The organism is Exiguobacterium sp. s59 (genome assembly GCF_018617475.1).
Taxonomy (GTDB): domain Bacteria; phylum Bacillota; class Bacilli; order Exiguobacteriales; family Exiguobacteriaceae; genus Exiguobacterium; species Exiguobacterium aestuarii.
Map to the genome: position 1 here is coordinate 537,115 of NZ_JACSKG010000001.1, position 18,709 is coordinate 555,823.

Sequence of the window (18,709 nt, forward strand, 5' to 3'; positions counted from 1 at the left end):
ATTCCACACTTAAAGAAAACGCTTTCATTATTTTTGTAAAACCCTTTCAAATTGAGCGCGTATCGGCTATACTTTTAAACGAATACGAGGTTAATTCTTGGGGGAGAATTGACAATTTAGGGGAGGAAACCTTCATGATTACGGATCAAGAAAAAGGTCATCAAAAACGAAAAAACATCTTGGAATCGACACAAGAGGTAATTCACGAAGCATTAGATAAGCTCGGCTATCCAGACGAGATGTACGAGTTGTTGAAAGAACCGCTTCGCATGCTGACCGTTCGGATCCCAGTTCGCATGGATGATGGCTCGACAAAAATCTTTACGGGTTATCGCGCTCAACATAACGATGCGGTCGGACCGACAAAAGGGGGAATTCGGTTCCACCCGAGCGTAACTGAGGTAGAAGTTAAAGCACTATCTGTATGGATGAGCTTAAAAGCGGGGATTGTCGACTTGCCTTATGGTGGCGGTAAGGGCGGAATCGTCTGTGACCCACGTGAGATGAGTTTCCGTGAAATCGAACGATTGAGCCGTGGCTACGTGCGAGCGATCAGTCAGATCGTAGGACCGACAAAAGACATCCCAGCTCCAGACGTGTTCACGAACTCGCAGATCATGGCTTGGATGATGGATGAGTATAGCCGAATCGATGAATTCAACTCACCAGGATTCATCACAGGTAAACCACTTGTTCTTGGAGGCTCACACGGTCGCGAGACAGCGACGGCGAAAGGTGTGGCCATCATGATTCGAGAAGCGGCACTACGCCGTGGTATCGAGCTAAAAGGTGCACGTGTCGTTGTTCAAGGGTTCGGAAACGCGGGTAGTTTCCTTTCGAAGTTTATGTACGATGCGGGAGCGAAAGTGATCGCGGTCAGTGACGCTTACGGTGCCATCCATGATGAGAACGGTTTGGACATCCCTTACTTGTTAGACCGTCGCGATTCATTCGGTACGATTTCGACGCTCTTCAAAAACACGATTTCGAATAAAGAGATGTTAGAACTCGACTGTGACATTCTCGTGCCAGCTGCCATCGAGAATCAAATCACGGAAGATAACGCCGATGCCATTAAAGCGTCCATCGTAGTGGAGGCGGCGAACGGTCCGACGACGAACGAAGCGACGAAGATTTTGACAGAACGCGGAATTCTTCTCGTGCCAGACGTGTTGGCATCGAGTGGTGGTGTCACGGTTTCGTACTTCGAGTGGGTACAAAACAACCAAGGTTACTATTGGACGGAAGAAGAAGTCGAGGAAAAACTTGAAAAAGTACTCGTTCATTCGTTCAATACGGTTTACAATACTTCTTCAGCCCGCAAGGTCGATATGCGTCTCGCGGCTTATATGGTCGGTGTTCGTAAGATGGCGGAAGCGTCACGCTTCCGTGGTTGGGTCTAAATAAAAAAAGTTCGGTCAACACGTGTTGACCGAACTTTTTTTATACTTTAATACGGTTTGTGATCGTATCTGCGATGGCTTTCCCGTGGAATCGACCGTTCTCGATAAAAATCTTATTCGCATCGTTCCCGGCAGCGACGACGCCGGCGATGAACAGATGCTCGACATTCGTTTCGAACGTTTCCTCATCAAATGTCGGGACACCGCTCTCGTCATCGATCGTGATACCAGCATTTTCGAAAAGATGATGGTCTGGCTGATATCCGGTCATCGCGAAAACGTGATCGGCATAGACGTGTTTTTCTTCTCCATGCTGATGGTAATGGACACCGTCTTCGGTAATTCGATCAATCGTCGCCTCAAACTCCATTCGAACTTTCTCATGTCGGACGAGTGAATCGAAGTTAGGAAGAACCCACGGCTTCACGGAAGGACTATACGAGTCGCCGCGATAAAGCACCGTTACATATGCGCCGGCCTTCTCGAGTTCGATTGCCGCATCGACAGCGGAGTTCTTCCCACCGATGATGGTGACATGTTGTCGATAGTATGGATGGGCCTCGTGGAAATAATGGTGTACGTGTGGCAACTCTTCACCAGGCACGTCGAGCAGACGAGGTCGTCCATAATACCCTGTGGCTAAGATCACATAATCCGCCTCGCGGACGGTTTCCCCACGGCGCTCATGTCTTGACGTCACGATGAAACGGTCATCGATTTTTTCAACAGATTCGACGGTCTCGAACGGATAGACGTTTAGTCCGGTACGAGTGACGACTTCGCGATAGTAGACGAGTGCGTCTTGTCGCCGAGGTTTTAGATCTTTACATATAAAAGGAATATCCCCGATTTCTAACAGACTCGCAGATGAAAAGAACGTTTGATGGGTCGGATAGCGATAAATCGCATCCACGATATTTCCTCGTTCAATTACGGTACAAGAAACCCCAATCTTCTCTAACTCGATGGCCGCTGATAGACCACATGGTCCAGCACCCACAATTATCGCTTGTTTATTCACTGAAAATCACCTCTTTGCTCATTGTAGGGAAGGGGGCGCAGAAGCGCAAGGTTATTGCTGGAAGCTAAAGCTATGCTCCATGACGGATTGAGAAGACCCGGATTCGAGTTCTACGAGTAACCGCAAGCGAGCTTTTTGCGAATTTAACCCGTTCGAGAATATGATGCCCATCTCTTTTAATTGTTTCCCACCACCGTCATACCCATATACGTCTTGGACGATTCCGTTAAAGCAACGACTGACAATCACGACGGGGATTTCCTCTACTAAGCGCTCGAGAGCTGGCAAAAGTGTCGGAGGGACATTACCTTGTCCTAACACTTCGAGGACGAGTCCGTCGTATCCGAGTGTCATCACAGATTCAAGCAAATCAGGCTCCATTCCTGCAACGACTTTTAACACTGCTACCCGTTTTGAGATGGACGGAATCATTTTGGGCTGTCTTGTCGCCGGTTGACTATAGATGAGTACGTGGTCCTTTGTGACCATACCCACATTTCCAAAATGAACCGACTTAAATGTATCAACGGATGATGTGTGTGTTTTTGTGACGTTGAATGCCGAGTGAATCTCTCCATTGAACACGACGAGAACACCTTTTCCGCGAGCCGCCTCGCTTTTCGCGACTCGAAGAGCAGTGATCAAATTGAATTCTCCGTCGGATCCGACCTCGTTCGAGGAACGCATTGCTCCTGTCAATACGATCGGGACTGGTGCGCCGAGCGTGATCTGTAAGAAATATGCCGTCTCTTCTAGTGTATCGGTTCCGTGCGTAATCACGACCCCGTCATACGTGTCTTGTGTCAATTCATGTTGAATGAATTGAGCCAGTTCAAGCATTTTATCTGGTGTCATATGTGGAGATGGGATATTTGAAAAATGCTTTGTCGTGATTTTTGCGATGTCCGTCGCTTTCGGAAGTGTGGCATCAATCGGGTTCACATCGCTTGGTTCGACGTGACCTGTGCCAGATTGAGACATGGCGATCGTACCGCCTGTGTGAATGAGTAATAAATGATTCATAAATGACCTCCTAATATTTTTTAAGGATATTTCCATTTTCTAGGCGTTCTACACTTTTTCTTTCAGACAATTCAGTGTATGCTAATGAGAGAAAGGAGAGATGCGTCATGATCGCAATCGCCTTGTCTGCGGTTGCACCAGGGCTTGCCCTTCTTTCCTACTTCTATCTTCGCCATGAATTGGAAGCAGAACCGCTCGGATATGTGATTCGTTCTTTCGTGGCCGGGGCCGTTCTCGTTTTCCCGATCATGTTTATCCAATATGCGTTCGTTGAAGAAGGGGTGCTGACTGGGCCGTTTTGGCAGGCATATGTCACCACTGCCTTACTCGAAGAGTTTTTTAAATGGTTTATGATTTATTATACAATATATATACATAAAGTCTTTGATGATTACTACGACGGGATTCTCTATGCGGTCGCCTGCTCATTAGGCTTCGCGACGTTGGAGAATTTTTTATACTTATGGGTGTACGATTCATTAGAAATCGCCATTTGGCGGGCCATCTTGCCGGTGAGCGGGCATGCATTGTTTGCGGTCGTCATGGGTTATTGTTTGGGACGAGCCAAACATTCGGCACGTGAGCGGGTGTGGCTGTTTATGGCGATCTTCTCTGCGACGGTCATCCATGGGACGTTTGATTTGATTTTAATTTTAGAACCGGATCATAAGTTGCCAGCCGTGCTCTATATCGTCATTTTATGGATGGTGGCTCTATTACTCGTTCGAGCTGCCAACCTGTCCAATCGTCGTCAATTTAAATAAAGGGGAACATGCTAATGCTGAAAGAAGGACAAGAGTTAAGAATTGAAGTAGAAGGACGCAACGAGGGGAAAACTAAAATTGCTGCCATCGTGGACCAAGTGGTTTGGATCGAATCGCCAAGTGACATGACGACGCTCAAAACGTTCTTTTTACATGAAGAGGAGGAGATGCGAGTCTACTTCTTCAAAGGGGATAACCAATTGTTTGCATTCGATACGAAAGTTGTGAAACGAATCAGCGATGCGCAGATGACGATTCGCTATGCGTTCAACATGCCGGATGAGAAAAAGATCAAACGGATTCAACGGCGGGAATATTTGCGCGTCCCTGAAATGATTGACGTGACAGTCGTTGCGGCTGACGGGGCGGACTTCGAATCATTCGAGACGACGTCGCTTGACGTATCAGCTGGCGGAATGAAAATCATTGCGAATCGTGCCCCGATTGAAGTGGATGAATCGCTCATCGTCGTTTTCCGAATTGAAGACGAGCAGGGGTCACCAAAGCTCTTTCGAGTGAAGAGTCGACTCGTACGGATACATAAGCAAGAAGTGAAGCAAGAACTTTCTTTAGCTTTTGAGGATTTGACGCCTCGTGACCAAGAAACGATTTTACGATACTGCTTCCGCGTTCAACTCGAAGCTCGTAAACGGACAGGGTCTGTATTTTCTTCAAGATAAAAAACTGTTATGATGTTCTCGGGATTATAGACCGAGAGGAGGAGGGTATCGGGCGCACTCGATACCCGTTTTGTATGAAAACATCGTTACAAATTGCTTTAGATGGACCGGCTGGTGCCGGGAAAAGTACAATCGCCAAATCGCTGGCGAAACAATTAGGCTATGTCTATATTGACACAGGAGCGATCTATCGAGCGGTCACATACCGCGCGTTAAACGAAGGGGTTAACCTTGAAGATGGTCCAGCTCTTGCGAAGATGATTGAGAACATGTCAATCCGTCTCGTTCCGTCGGACGAAGGACAACGTGTATTTGATGGTGACGAGGAAGTGACTGACGTCATTCGCTCGAGTGAAGTGACGAATAATGTCAGTTTTGTCGCACGTCAACCAGAAGTGCGGGATGCGTTGATGGATTTACAACGCGATTTAGCAAAACATGGCGGTGTCGTCATGGATGGACGCGATATCGGCACGCACGTGTTACCAAACGCTGATTTGAAAGTATTCATGACCGCTTCTGTCGAAGAACGAGCACGCCGCCGTCACGAGGAAAACGTATCAAAAGGAATCCCTAGCGATTACGAGCAATTGAAAGAAGAGATCGCCCTTCGCGACAAACGAGATTCAGAACGCGAAGTCGCTCCTCTCCGTCAAGCGGAAGATGCCCATTATCTTGATACGACGACGTTGTCCATTGATGGGGTCGTCTTAGCGATTGAACGATTAATTGAAGAGGTGAAAGCATGAGTAAGCCGTTGAACAATGGTCCGTTTGGAATGTATCGGATGGCAAGAGGCGTCGTCAACATCATCCAACGTTTATCGTTCCGTGTCGAGTTCATCGGACGCGAGCATGTCCCGAAAAATGGGTCAATCCTCGTTTGTTCGAACCACCAGTCAAACTGGGACCCGGTCCTTCTTGCATGTGCGATTCCAAAAGAGCGTCCATTGCGATTCTTTGCTAAAAAGGAATTATTTAGTGTTCCCGTACTGAAGCATATTTTGAACCGAGCGGGACAGATTCCGGTATCACGAGGGGAAGGTGACCGTCAGGCGCTACGAGTCGTTCTTCAAAAGCTGAAAGAAGAAGAGGTCATTTCGATTTTTCCTGAAGGTACACGTTCTAAAGACGGGACATTAGGAAAGGCTCAAGCTGGCGTTGGTTTCTTTGCGATGCGTTCGGATGCGCATATTTTACCGATTGCCATCATTGGTAAATATAAGTTCCGTACGAAATTGCGTGTCGTGATTGGGAAGCCGATTGATTTGACTCCTTTGAAAGAACGTAAGGCGAGCGCACAAGAGGCGGCCGACTTAATCATGGATACGATCGCCGACCTTTATTTGACACATTCATTCACGAAGTAATCACGGGACTCGGGAATTGAGGTTTAAACTTCTTTCAATAGAGGTACAATCTTCATAACGCCTTGACAAATTCTCGGAATTATAAGAGATTTATACTAGGTGTAAGCGCCTCATGGCGCTCCTTTTTGTACTCATCGTGAGGGGGTAGTGTTGGAATGGTCGAAGAAATGAAAGATATGCCTGATTTTGAAATTAATCGTGGTCAGATTGTGACCGGAACAGTCGTCAAAATCGAGGACAAGCAAGCGCTGATCGATATCGGTTATAAGACCGAAGCGATTTTGCCAATTAGCGAAGTATCAAGCATGCATCTAGACGATTTAAACGAATCACTCCAAGTGAACGACGAGATTCGTGTCAAAGTTAAAAAAGTCACGGACGAAGAAGTGGTCGTTTCGAAAAAAGACGTTGATGCCGAGGCAGCATGGGATCGAATCGTCGAAAAATTCGAATCGGGTGAAGTGTTTGAAGTGATGGTGAAAGATAAGGTCAAAGGTGGTCTTGTCGTCGATATTGGAATCCGTGGATTTATCCCGGCATCTCTTGTCGAAAGTCACTTCGTAGAAGACTTCTCGTCATACTTGAACAAACCAATTACCGTAAAAGTCGTCGAGATCGATCGCGAGAAAAATCGCGTCATCTTGTCACATAAAGCAGTTGTCGAAGCAGAGATGAGCGCGAAGAAATCTGAGACGCTTGAATCACTTGAAGTCGGTCAAGTAATCGAAGGAACGGTTCAACGTTTGACAGACTTCGGTGCGTTCGTTGACATCGGTGGAGTGGATGGACTCGTCCACATCTCAGAAATGGCGCATAGCCGTGTCGAGAAGCCAAGTGATGTTGTGACTGAAGGCGACCGCGTCAAAGTGAAAGTCCTTGGTCTCGACTTAGATAATGAAAAAGTGAAGCTCTCAATTAAAGAAACACAGCCTGGCCCATGGGAGACGATTGAAGGGCAGATTCAACCAGGTGATGTGATCGAAGGAACCGTCAAACGTCTCGTGACGTTCGGTGCGTTCGTTGAGGTTGCACCGCAAGTGGAAGGTCTCCTTCATATTTCGCAAATTGCGAACCGTCACATCGCGACGCCATCTGAAGTCTTATCAGAAGGTCAAGAAGTGAAGGTGAAAGTGTTAGACGTTCATCTCGATGATAAGAAAATCTCATTGTCGATGCGTGCACTCGAATCATCTGAACCGACTCGTCAAGATGATGATCAAGCATTACTCGACGAATATAGCGACCAAGGAGGATTCTCTGTCTCTGAATTGACAGGTGATGACTCTTCGGACGACTCTAAATAAGATGATCGTTCAAGCGGGAGTCATGCTCCCGCTTCTTTTTGTATGGTCACTTAATTTTGCCTGTGATATGATAGGTGAGTTGCGTTTCGAAATGTTGAAATGATGAAATTTTGATAGAAAGATTAGTGAGGTGTTTTTATGGGAATTCCAGCAGTGGCCATCGTTGGCCGTCCGAATATCGGGAAATCCACAATTTTTAACCGCATCATCGGAGATCGTGTCTCGATCGTCGATGATAAACCGGGTGTCACACGTGACCGTATTTACGGCACAGGAGAGTGGTTAAACCGTAAGTTCCATTTGATTGATACAGGTGGGATTGAAGTAGGGGACGAGCCGTTGCTCGTTCAAATGCGTCATCAGGCTGAACTCGCCATCGATGAAGCAGATGTCATCATCTTTATGGTGAACGGTCGTGAAGGGATCACGGCAGCTGATGAAGAAGTAGCGAACTTGTTGTTCCGTTCGAACAAACCAATCGTTCTTGCCGTCAACAAAGTGGATAACTTTGAAATGCGAGATCTCATGTATGAATTTTATTCACTCGGATTCGGTGACCCGTTCCCAATCTCGGGTACACACGGTTTGGGTCTTGGAGACTTGTTGGATCAAGTATTCGAACTCGCCCCTGAAAAGGATGAATTTGAATATAACGAAGATGTCATTCAGTTCTCGTTAATCGGGCGCCCGAACGTCGGGAAGTCTAGTTTGACGAACTCGATTCTTGGAGAAGACCGTGTCATCGTCTCGAATATCGCCGGAACGACGCGTGACGCGATTGATACACCGTTCACACGTGACGGTCAAGAGTACGTCATCATCGATACGGCAGGTATGCGTAAACGCGGAAAAGTATATGAATCGACGGAACGATATAGCGTCATGCGCGCTCAAAAGGCAATCGAACGTTCGAACGTCGTCCTCGTCGTCCTCGACGGTGAGGAAGGGATTATCGAACAAGATAAACGTGTTGCCGGTCTCGCGCATGAAGCCGGGAAAGCGATTGTCATCGTCGTCAACAAGTGGGATGCAGTCGAAAAAGATGATAAGACGATGAAGAAGATGGAAGAGAAGATTCGTCAAGAATTCTTGTTCCTTGATTATGCACCGATTGTCTTCTTGTCAGCACTTACGTCGAAACGGTTGCAGACATTATTGCCTGTCATCAAACAAGTGGCAGAAACACATCGCCGTCGCATCTCGACGAGCGTATTGAACGACGTCATCGTCGATGCGGTCGCGATGAACCCGACACCGACTGATAAAGGGCAACGCTTGAAGATCAACTACGCGACTCAAGTTGCGATCGAGCCGCCGACGTTCGTATTGTTCGTCAATGACCCTGAGTTGTTGCATTTCTCGTATAAACGTTATTTAGATAATCAAATTCGTAAAGCATTTGACTTCACCGGGACGCCGATTCATATCGTGGCTCGTCAGAAAAACTAATAACGGGGGTGCCACTTATGGCAAACGTAGCTGTCATCGGAGCGGGAAGTTGGGGAACGGCCATCTCGCTCGTATTAGCGGACAATGGTCATGACGTCCTGCTCTATGGACGTGAACAAGAACACGTGGATGAAATCAATTCGTCGCACACGAACTCGTTTTATTTAAAAGATGCACCGTTACCGGAATCGATTCGCGCCACGACGGATTTGAACGAAGCACTCGACGGACGTAGCATCATCTTCCTCGTCGTGCCGAGTTCTGCGATTCGCCCTGTCTCAAAACAGTTGAACACGCTGTTGAAGGAACCGGTCACCATCGTTCATGCCGCAAAAGGAATCGAACCGAAAACGCATAAGCGTCTTTCGGAGATCATCGCGGAAGAAATCGATCCATCGAAGCGTCGCGCAATCGGTGTCTTGACCGGTCCGACTCACGCAGAAGAAGTCGCTGTACGTAAACCGACGACCATCACAATCGCTTGTGAGGACCTTGATGTCGCTGACGAAGTGCAGGAGCTACTCACTAACGATCAATTCCGAGTTTACTTAAACTCGGATGTCGTTGGTGCCGAGTACGGTGGGGCGCTTAAAAATATTATTGCCCTTGCGGCAGGTATGACCGACGGGCTTGGTTATGGGGACAATGCGAAAGCTGCGCTCATGACCCGCGGGATTGTTGAAATCGCCCGTCTTGGGGTGAAACTTGGAGCGAATCCAGCTTCTTTCTCAGGATTGACTGGAATCGGTGACTTGATTGTGACGGCGACGTCACAACATAGCCGAAACTGGCGGGCCGGAAATGCGATCGGACGCGGTGAAAAGCTTGAAGACGTTCTTGGAAACATGGGAATGGTCGTTGAAGGTGTCCGCGCTTGTGAGGCAGCACACTCTCTTGCGAAAGAGGCGGGAGTCGAGATGCCAATCACAGAAGCACTCTACAACGTGTTGTTCGAAGGCAAGAGTCCTCATGATGAAGTGAAAAAACTCATGAGACGCCCACAAAAGCATGAGATGGAACAAGTGTTTCATTTTGAAGAATAATACTTCAGGGAGGAACTGACGTTTTCGTTCAGTTCCTCGCTTTTTTTTGCTACACTTGAAGTCTGGAGAACATAGAGAAAGTAGGGGGATAGACGTGACACCGTCACTCATCAAAATGTGGATTTCATTTGCAGGGATCGGTGCTTTTGCCGTTGCTGCTTTGATGGTCGCCATCAGTCACACGAAACTGACCGGATGGTTTGCGACGCTTGTGCGCCTGATTGCGTTCATCATTTTCTTATTTGGAACAGTTATAATGATTTTTGTCGTCGTCTCAGGACCGACGGGAGGATAGACCATGAAAAAAAGTATCATTGCTGTCAGCTTGGCGCTGACGACTTTGTTGGCAGGATGTATGTTTCCGGATTCGGAACGGGGCAACAATATTCCATATGAGGATCAGTTGAACACCGTGCAAAGTGCGGTCGATGCATATCGTGAACAATCTGGCGTCTTACCAATCAAAACAAAACCTGCGGAAACGCCACTTATGGAACGCTATCCAATCGAGTTTGCCCGACTCGTACCAGGATATCTAGCCGACCCTCCTGCAAATAGTTTCGAAGGCGGTGGGTTGTTCCAATACATTCTCGTAGATGTCGAAACGGAACCGACCGTCAAATTGATTGATTTACGCGTATCGGAACGGCTACAGCAACTTCAAACAAATATCACCGCGTTTCGAGCGAAAGAAGGGAAGTTCCCGTTCGATGGGTCACTCGGAAAGAATCAGTTCACGCTTGACTACGATAAACTTTTTGTCACAGAGGAACCGGTTATCCCGAGTCCTTACTCGGACCGTGAGCTCCCGATCTATGTGGACGGCACCGGACAATTATTTGTGGACTATCGAGAAGACGTGAAGGAAGCGCTTCAAAATACGGATGAGTCGCCAGTAATCGGCGAAGACATTCGTTATTTGCTGTATGAAGACGCTCCATTCGCCCCTGCTTATTCACAAGGCTATACAATAGATGAACAAGGGGAAGTCGTTTTTTTAAACAACTGAGCTTGTTTTGAAGGTGAATGTCGTGAAATCATGCAAAAAATGTTGTCATATCAACGTTTGTACGATATGATTAATCCCGTAAACTCCTAGTGAGAGGAGGTGAATCGTGATGAACAAAACTGAATTGATCCAAGCAGTAGCGGAGAAAGCAAACGTTTCGAAAAAAGAAGCTACAGTAGTTGTAGAAGCTACATTCGAATCTATCACTGAAGCACTCCAAAACGGTGAGAAAATTCAATTGATCGGTTTTGGTACTTTTGAAGTTCGTGAGCGTGCTGCCCGTAAAGGTCGCAACCCACGTACAAAAGAAGATATCGAAATCCCAGCGAGCAAAGTTCCTGCATTCAAAGCAGGTAAAGCGCTCAAAGATGCGGTCAAGTAATCTGCAATACATAAGTCGCCGAATGGCGGCTTTTTTTGTTGGGTTTGCGAGTTCGAATGACGTGAATGTGACAAAAATGTGCTATACTATGTCAGAATGACAATGAAGTGGACGAGGGGGGATAGCATGGAACAGTTGACAAATGAATTCGTTGTCACAGACCTTGCTCGTCAAATCGAACAACGTATGAATCATCCCTATTTGACGAAACACGAGGTTGTCCCAACGGTCGACATGCTGTTGCTTCGTTGGATGGTCGAGATGATTGATTTGGAATCGATTGAGCATCGACAACTCGTGATGGCAACCTATTTCGCACATCAAGCGCTCGAATTGCATGATCAAGTGAACAGCAGTCCGAAAGGGTCGCTAGAGCGCCAATTAAAAGTGCTCGCAGGTGACTTTGCCTCGGCTCAGTTTTATAAAATCTTGACGGCTTTTCCAGCGTCATATAGTGACCGATTCGGACAGTCTGTACAACGCGTCAATGCGGCGAAGTGTACATTACTGCTCGAGAAAAACGTCTCGATGAACATTTGGCTCGAAGCGAACGTCGGATTGATTCAAACACTTTCCGAGCTGATCGAACAACCTTATTTGACAACAAGTGGGAAACGAATGATTGATAAGAAAGCGACAGCGCTCAGACAAGACCAAAAGGAGCAACTCACGAAGTTGCTCGCGCACGCGGTCGCTTAGAACGGAAAGGATGTTACACGTTGCAACCGATAGAAAAAGAGCAAAAAGTATACGAAGTATTTCAGTCCATTTCTCCGAGCTACGATACGATGAACTCGATTATCAGCTTCCGACTTCACAAGTGGTGGCGACGGACAACGATGAAGAAAATGAACGTCTTTCCGGGGGCTAAATGTCTAGATGTTTGTTGCGGGACAGCTGACTGGACAATTCAATTGGCGGAAGCTACAGGAAACACAGGAGTCGTCAAAGGTCTCGACTTTTCAGAGAACATGCTGAAAGTGGGAGAAGAAAAAGTGAAGTCGTTGCCGACAATCGAGTTACTCCATGGTAATGCGATGGCGTTGCCGTTTGGAGACAATTCGTTCGATTACGTCACAATCGGCTTCGGACTTCGAAACGTTCCGGACTACATGACGGTTTTACGTGAAATGCATCGCGTCTTAAAACCAGGTGGGACGGTCGTTTGTCTTGAAACGAGTCAACCGACGGCACCGCTTTTCAAAGAATTGTACCGCTTCTATTTTGGGACAGTCATGCCTTTATTCGGTAAAGTATTCGCCGGTTCATACGATCAATACAAATGGTTACAAGAATCGACCGACCAGTTCCCAGACCGTTTGACGCTCAAACGTATGTTTGAAGATGCCGGGTTCGAACAAGTCGAAGTAAAGACATTCTCCGGAGGTGCATGTGCCATGCATCTAGGAAAGAAGTGGTGAAACATGTCTTTGAAGCGACTTTATCGTCATATGAACCGAGAAATTGATCAAATTGATCAATTTCTATCTAGTCGAGTCAGGACGGACCACCCTGTTATTGAATCGGCATCTCGCCAACTACTTGATGCTGGTGGTAAACGCATCCGACCGGCATTTGTTTTATTAAGCGCAGGATTCGGTGAGACGAAGGATATCCGTTTGACGAAAGTTGCCTCAAGTCTTGAATTGATTCACATGGCATCACTCGTTCATGACGATGTCATCGATGATGCGATGCTCCGTAGGGGGAAACCGACCGTTATGGAGCGTTATGATGAGACCGTTGCGATGTATACCGGAAATACACTATTCGGAGAGGCGATTCGTCTCGTCTCCGAAATCGAGTCCCCCGAAGTGATGCGAATCATGGCGGATACGATGGAGCGGATTTGTGTCGGTGAAATCAATCAAATTCAGGATCAATACGAATGGGGTCAGTCGCCTAAGCGATATTTAGATCGGATAGCACGAAAGACTGCCCTTCTGATTGAAACGAGTTGTGCAGCAGGCGCTGTCATTTCAGGAGCTTCTCCTCAAGTCGTCAAACAGCTAAGTCTATTCGGATATGACATCGGGATGGCATTCCAAATGACGGATGATTTACTAGACTTTACAGCTAAGAGTTTCCAACTCGGCAAACCGGTCGGAGAAGATTTAAGACACGGTCATAAAACATTACCGCTTTTCTATTCATCGGAGGACCCAACTTTTTATGAACGACTTCGTCAGGTGAACGCCTCGACAGACACGGATATGACGAAGTCACTCGTCCGTGAAGTGCAACGAAATGGGACGTTAGAACGTAGCCAACGTACAATTGACCGATACGTCGAACGTGCTATTCATCGACTTGATGGGTTGCCGGATGTCCCTGACAAGCGATCGTTGATTGAAATCGCACAATATATCGGGAAGCGCAAATGGTAATTGCCCATGTAACCCCTTTCAAAAAAGTGCTGGAGCGTGTACACTAAATACGTACATCGTACACATTTATTGACTTAGGGGGATTTGGGGAATGGAAAAGACATTTTTAATGGTTAAACCGGATGGGGTTAAACGTGGATTGATTGGGGAAATCATCTCACGCTTTGAAAACAAAGGATATACGTTGAACCGTCTCGAAATGGTGACTCCGTCAGTTGAGGTCGCAGAGGCACACTACGCAGAGCATAAAGAAAAACCGTTCTTTGGTGAATTGGTAGAGTTTTTGACTTCTGGTCCGGTCGTCGCGATGGAATGGGAAGGGGAAGACATCGTCGCCGTCTCTCGTCTCATGATTGGGAAGACAAAACCACTAGATGCACAACCAGGAACAATTCGTGGTGATTTTGCATCGACGATGTCACAAAACGTGATTCATGGTTCTGATAGTGTGGACAGCGCGGAACGCGAATTGGCACTTTGGTTCGCAGGAGTTGCCTCACACGTTTCATGACGAATCGAGGGACGGGGAAACCTGTCCCTTTTTGGTTCCCTTCAAAACCAAGTGGTCAGTAGAAAGAGGAAATGAGAGAGAATTGAGGTTGAAATTGGTGATGAATGATTATGCCATCTTCGTAAAAAAGTTTTATATCAAGTCTGGAATTGACTTGAATTTATATAAAGAGGCGCAAATGAAGCGTCGGATGGTCGCCTTGCGCGAGAAGAAGGGTTATGCGTCGTTTCTAGAGTATTTAAAGGCAATGGACACAGATCGTCAGCTATATGAGGAGTTCCTTGATCGGATGACCATCAACGTGAGTGAGTTTTACCGTAATCCAATTCGATGGCAACAGCTCGAGGAGGATATATTGCCTCACTTGATTCGTTCGGGTCAAGGCAAACTTCGGGTATGGAGTGCAGCATGCTCGACAGGAGAGGAACCCTATTCTCTCGCCATGTTATTATCCAAACATCTAGCGCCTTCTCAATTTTCAATTATGGCCACTGATTTAGATGACATTGTCATCGAAAAGGCGAAACAAGGGAAGTATCACGAACGTGCACTCATCGACTTACCAGATGAGTTTAAAAACCGTTACTTCACGCGTCGTGGAGACGATTATTTCATTTCAGATGAAATCAAACAACTGGTAACGTTCAAAAAACATAATTTGTTGGCAGACGTGTATGAACGTAACTTTGATTTAATTGTCTGTCGGAACGTATTGATTTACTTCACGGAAGAAGCGAAAGAAAAAGTATATACCTCGTTTCAACGTGCACTTCGCCCGGGAGGGATTTTATTCGTCGGTGGAACGGAACAAATCTTCCAGCCGAAGCGTTACGGGTATGCGATGAAACAAAGTTTCTTTTACGAAAAAATAGATGGATGAGGTGAGCGGATGCGCTATTTGACAGCTGGTGAATCACATGGTCCGGGACTGACGGTCATCATTGAAGGTGCCCCTGCCGGTCTAGCTATAGATTTAGATCAAATCAACATAGAATTGAAAAAGCGTCAGTCTGGATATGGACGAGGACGTCGCATGCAAATCGAATCAGACCAGGTAGATGTTCGTTCAGGTATACGACACGGTAAGACAACAGGTGCTCCGATTACATTTTGGATTGAGAATAAAGATCATACCCATTGGAAGCACGTCATGCAAGCCGAACCGATTGATGACGACCTCGAAGTCAAACGACGTGTCTCGCGGCCGAGACCAGGTCATGCCGACTTGGTCGGTGGGATGAAATATGACCATCGTGATTTACGTGACGTCTTGGAACGCTCGAGTGCAAGGGAGACGGCTGCACGTGTCGCGGTCGGTGCCTTCTGTAAACAGTTGCTCGAACAAGTCGGGGTGTCCCTCTTCAGTTATGTAAAAGTAATCGGCGGGGAAAAGGCGGAAACGCGTGCGTTCGAATCACTTCAAGAAGCAAAAGAAATCATCGATGCTTCGCCTGTCCGAACGCTTGACGAGGTAGCAGCCGAGCGAATGATGCGTCGCATCGATGAAGCGAAGTCAAACGGAGACTCGATTGGCGGCATCGTCTGTACGGAAGTACATGGTGTCGTTCCTGGACTTGGTTCCTACGTGCAATACGACCGGAAACTGGATGCGAAAATTGCGCAGGCTGTCATGAGTGTCAACGCATTTAAAGGTGTGGAGTTCGGAGACGGTTTTGACATGGCATATCGACCTGGATCAGAAGTGATGGACCCGATTGCTTACGGTGACGACGGGTATACGCGACTCAGTAATCACCTCGGGGGCTTTGAAGGCGGGATGACAACGGGAATGCCGATTCTCTGTTCAGCGGTCATGAAACCGATTCCGACGCTCTATAAACCACTTCAATCGGTCGATATTGATACGAAAGAGGCGTTCCTCGCTCAAATTGAACGGAGTGACTCATGTGCTGTTCCTGCAGCATCACTCGTCGTCGAGGCGGTCATCGCGTTCGAAATTGCGAAGGAAGTATGTGAGACGTTCGGTCACGATACGATGGAACGAATCAAACGTCGGGTCGATGAATATCGGGAGGAGTTGCGTGTATGGTGACCATTCCGATAACAGCATCGACCCCGTACAACGTCGTGGTCGACAATGAAGATCGTTGGATTGGAACAAATGATTGGTTACATGCCTCGATGCTCTGGGTCATTACGGACGAACATGTCGATTCACTTTACGGGGAATCGTTCCTCGAAAAGTTAAAACACGTTCATTCGCGCGTCGTTTGGTCTGTCGTCGAAGCCGGTGATGCGTCGAAGTCGTTATCGCGGCTCGATCAGCTTGTCTCGGAAGGATTGAGGCACGGATGTGACCGTCACACCCTGATTATTGCTTTCGGTGGCGGGATGGTTGGCGATTTAGCTGGATTTTTAGCGAGTGTCTATATGCGCGGTGTTCCTTACATACAAGTCCCGACGACGATTTTGGCTCACGATTCGGCTGTCGGAGGTAAAGTCGCCGTCAATCATCCGCTCGCGAAAAATGCGATTGGTTCTTTCTATCAACCGGTGGGCGTCTATTATAACGTCTGTCGTTTTGAAACCTTGCCGGTACAGGAAGTGCGAAGTGGCATCGGTGAACTGCTAAAACATGCGTATTTATCACGTTACGTCCTCGAATCCTCTTTCGAGGACGACTTGTTTTTCGCACTGACTGGACTTGTAAAGATAGATTGGATCACATGGCTCGCTCGCGGTATTGAAGTGAAACGAGCGATTGTCGAGACGGATGAGCGAGAACAAGGTATTCGTGCTTGGCTCAACTTCGGGCATACGTTTGGGCATGCACTAGAATCTGTCGAGGCGTATCGTATTCCTCACGGTGAAGCGGTTTTGCATGGGATGGTATTTGCCTTTTTACTATCGAATGACGAGTCGCGGGCGAGACGGTTGTTTGAGTGGATCCGTATGAACGACGTCACGCCGATTGACTGGAAACCGTTCGACCATTACGTTGAAAAAATGACTCGTGATAAAAAGAATCGACACGGAGAAATCCGATTTGTCTTGCTTCGTGACTCGATTGCCGTTGAAGCAGTACCGCTAGAGCAGATTCAACATACATTTGAACAGATGAAAGGATGGTGGGAACGATGAGTTTAAACGGTACAATCCGTGTTCCGAGTGATAAATCGATCACCCATCGTGCGCTTTTATTCGGCATGATGGCGACTGGGACGACGCGTGTATTGCATCCGCTCCTCGGTGCCGATTGTCGTTCGACACTCGACATCATTCAATTACTCGGAGCACACGTGACCGAACGACAAGACGAACTCGTCATTACGGGTGTAGAAACTCCTCGCTCGGCACGACTTGACTGTGGGAACTCGGGGACGACGATGCGCTTGTTGCTTGGGCTCTTGGCTGGATATGATGGTTCATTTGAACTCGTGGGCGATGAATCCCTATCGAAACGTCCGATGCGACGCGTCACAGCACCACTACGTGAAATGGGGGCGGCCGTAACAGGAGATGTGGCGCCTCTCGTGATCGAAGGGAAAACGCTACAATCCATCGACTATACGTTGCCGGTTGCGAGTGCCCAAGTGAAATCGGCGGTCCTTCTCGCTGGGTTACGTGCTGAAGGAACGACAATTGTGCGTGAGCCGATGTTGTCTAGAGATCATACAGAGCGAATGTTGCCACTCTTTGGGGCGAACCTATCCGTTGATGAAGAAGAAAGGATACGTGTGATTCGCATTGAACCGACTCGTCTGAGCGGCGCGACGGTCGATGTGCCAGCAGACCCTTCATCGGCTGCCTTTTTCTGGGCAGGAGCAGCGATCGTACCGAACAGTTCGGTCACGACGACGGACGTCTGTTTGAATGAGACAAGAATCGGATTTTTACGTACACTCGAGCGCATGGGTGCGAGTGTTGTCATTTCCAACGAACGAACTGTCGGTGAGGAAGTGGTCGGCGATGTCACCGTGACGTCGAGTGAGCTGTCTGGTACGGTCGTCGAAGGGGAAATGATTCCGTCGCAAATCGATGAATTACCGTTATTTGCGCTCGTCGCCTCACAGGCGAATTCACCATCCATCGTGAAAGACGCAGCGGAACTGAGAGTGAAAGAGACCGATCGGATTGACGTGGTCGTCTCAGAGTTACGTAAACTAGGCGTGGACATCGTTGGAAGAGAGGACGGATTTATCGTAAAACCGAGTCGTCTTCATGGCGGAAACGTCTCAACATATGGTGACCATCGTCTGTCGATGATGTTACAAATCGCATCACTCGTCACAGAGGATACCATCCAAATTGAAGGCATCGATGCGTCCGATGTCAGCTATCCCGACTTCCGTCAAGATTTACAACGGATTCAGCGTGAGATAGAATAACGACAAACCGAAGGC

At 47.5% G+C, this 18,709-nt stretch carries 21 protein-coding genes; 19 read left to right on the forward strand and 2 right to left on the reverse strand.

Annotated elements, in window-relative coordinates:
* Window positions 1–134: 134 nt before the first annotated feature.
* Window positions 135–1,403 (forward strand): Glu/Leu/Phe/Val family dehydrogenase, encoded by a 1,269-nt coding sequence (locus KNO91_RS02765; RefSeq protein ID WP_015881453.1) that lies wholly within the window; start codon window positions 135–137, stop codon window positions 1,401–1,403.
* Window positions 1,404–1,443: 40 nt separating this feature from the next.
* On the opposite strand, the gene KNO91_RS02770 is transcribed toward KNO91_RS02765, so the two are convergent.
* Together KNO91_RS02770 and KNO91_RS02775 are read right to left on the reverse strand one after the other, a co-directional pair.
* Window positions 1,444–2,424, reverse strand: coding sequence for a YpdA family putative bacillithiol disulfide reductase (locus KNO91_RS02770; protein WP_214794015.1), 981 nt, complete (start codon window positions 2,422–2,424; stop codon window positions 1,444–1,446).
* 51 nt (window positions 2,425–2,475) lie between these two features.
* The gene (locus tag KNO91_RS02775) at window positions 2,476–3,447 is read right to left on the reverse strand and encodes an asparaginase (RefSeq protein ID WP_214794012.1); all 972 of its coding nucleotides are present in this window, start codon (window positions 3,445–3,447) and stop codon (window positions 2,476–2,478) included.
* A 107-nt stretch (window positions 3,448–3,554) separates the two neighbouring features.
* Between KNO91_RS02775 and prsW the strand changes: the two genes are divergently transcribed.
* The 18 genes from prsW (at window position 3,555) to aroA (ending at window position 18,694) form a co-directional block, all read left to right on the forward strand.
* Window positions 3,555–4,211, forward strand: coding sequence for a glutamic-type intramembrane protease PrsW (prsW, locus tag KNO91_RS02780; RefSeq protein ID WP_214794009.1), 657 nt, complete (start codon window positions 3,555–3,557; stop codon window positions 4,209–4,211).
* 14 nt (window positions 4,212–4,225) lie between these two features.
* Window positions 4,226–4,891: a flagellar brake protein gene (locus KNO91_RS02785; RefSeq protein ID WP_214815945.1), complete on the forward strand. Its 666-nt coding sequence runs from the start codon at window positions 4,226–4,228 to the stop codon at window positions 4,889–4,891.
* 74 nt (window positions 4,892–4,965) lie between these two features.
* Window positions 4,966–5,640: a (d)CMP kinase gene (gene cmk / locus KNO91_RS02790; RefSeq protein ID WP_214794003.1), complete on the forward strand. Its 675-nt coding sequence runs from the start codon at window positions 4,966–4,968 to the stop codon at window positions 5,638–5,640.
* A complete protein-coding gene (locus KNO91_RS02795) occupies window positions 5,637–6,260 on the forward strand; it encodes a lysophospholipid acyltransferase family protein (protein ID WP_214815948.1) in 624 nt (207 codons plus the stop codon). The genes cmk and KNO91_RS02795 overlap by 4 nt, the downstream gene beginning before the upstream one ends.
* A 155-nt stretch (window positions 6,261–6,415) precedes the next feature.
* Window positions 6,416–7,564, forward strand: a complete 1,149-nt coding sequence (gene rpsA / locus KNO91_RS02800) for a 30S ribosomal protein S1 (protein ID WP_214793997.1) — start codon at window positions 6,416–6,418, stop codon at window positions 7,562–7,564.
* Window positions 7,565–7,702: 138 nt separating this feature from the next.
* The gene (gene der / locus KNO91_RS02805; RefSeq protein WP_214788650.1) at window positions 7,703–9,013 is read left to right on the forward strand and encodes a ribosome biogenesis GTPase Der; all 1,311 of its coding nucleotides are present in this window, start codon (window positions 7,703–7,705) and stop codon (window positions 9,011–9,013) included.
* Between the two features lie 17 nt (window positions 9,014–9,030).
* Window positions 9,031–10,056, forward strand: a complete 1,026-nt coding sequence (locus tag KNO91_RS02810) for an NAD(P)H-dependent glycerol-3-phosphate dehydrogenase (RefSeq protein WP_214793994.1) — start codon at window positions 9,031–9,033, stop codon at window positions 10,054–10,056.
* A 115-nt stretch (window positions 10,057–10,171) separates the two neighbouring features.
* Window positions 10,172–10,351: a DUF2768 domain-containing protein gene (locus KNO91_RS02815; RefSeq protein ID WP_251126107.1), complete on the forward strand. Its 180-nt coding sequence runs from the start codon at window positions 10,172–10,174 to the stop codon at window positions 10,349–10,351.
* 3 nt (window positions 10,352–10,354) lie between these two features.
* Complete coding sequence (locus KNO91_RS02820; RefSeq protein ID WP_214788641.1) at window positions 10,355–11,065, forward strand: hypothetical protein; 711 nt, start codon at window positions 10,355–10,357, stop codon at window positions 11,063–11,065.
* Between the two features lie 109 nt (window positions 11,066–11,174).
* Window positions 11,175–11,447, forward strand: coding sequence for an HU family DNA-binding protein (locus KNO91_RS02825; RefSeq protein ID WP_074034634.1), 273 nt, complete (start codon window positions 11,175–11,177; stop codon window positions 11,445–11,447).
* 126 nt (window positions 11,448–11,573) lie between these two features.
* On the forward strand, window positions 11,574–12,146 hold the full coding sequence (locus tag KNO91_RS02830; RefSeq protein WP_214788638.1) for a heptaprenyl diphosphate synthase component 1: 573 nt from the start codon (window positions 11,574–11,576) through the stop codon (window positions 12,144–12,146).
* A 20-nt stretch (window positions 12,147–12,166) separates the two neighbouring features.
* Complete coding sequence (locus KNO91_RS02835) at window positions 12,167–12,868, forward strand: demethylmenaquinone methyltransferase (protein WP_214815951.1); 702 nt, start codon at window positions 12,167–12,169, stop codon at window positions 12,866–12,868.
* Between the two features lie 30 nt (window positions 12,869–12,898).
* Window positions 12,899–13,834: a polyprenyl synthetase family protein gene (locus KNO91_RS02840; protein WP_251126513.1), complete on the forward strand. Its 936-nt coding sequence runs from the start codon at window positions 12,899–12,901 to the stop codon at window positions 13,832–13,834.
* A 91-nt stretch (window positions 13,835–13,925) separates the two neighbouring features.
* Window positions 13,926–14,345, forward strand: coding sequence for a nucleoside-diphosphate kinase (ndk, locus tag KNO91_RS02845; RefSeq protein WP_214691868.1), 420 nt, complete (start codon window positions 13,926–13,928; stop codon window positions 14,343–14,345).
* Between the two features lie 100 nt (window positions 14,346–14,445).
* Window positions 14,446–15,225 carry a CheR family methyltransferase gene (locus KNO91_RS02850; RefSeq protein ID WP_214789851.1) on the forward strand — a complete coding sequence of 260 codons (780 nt, stop codon included), beginning with the start codon at window positions 14,446–14,448 and terminating at the stop codon, window positions 15,223–15,225.
* A gap of 9 nt (window positions 15,226–15,234) precedes the next feature.
* Entirely contained in the window at window positions 15,235–16,398 is a 1,164-nt protein-coding gene (gene aroC / locus KNO91_RS02855; RefSeq protein WP_214815954.1) for a chorismate synthase, read from the forward strand.
* Window positions 16,392–17,447: a 3-dehydroquinate synthase gene (locus tag KNO91_RS02860; protein ID WP_214815956.1), complete on the forward strand. Its 1,056-nt coding sequence runs from the start codon at window positions 16,392–16,394 to the stop codon at window positions 17,445–17,447. Before aroC ends, KNO91_RS02860 begins: the two co-directional genes overlap by 7 nt.
* Window positions 17,444–18,694, forward strand: a complete 1,251-nt coding sequence (aroA, locus tag KNO91_RS02865) for a 3-phosphoshikimate 1-carboxyvinyltransferase (RefSeq protein WP_214815959.1) — start codon at window positions 17,444–17,446, stop codon at window positions 18,692–18,694. The genes KNO91_RS02860 and aroA overlap by 4 nt, the downstream gene beginning before the upstream one ends.
* Window positions 18,695–18,709 lie beyond the last annotated feature (15 nt).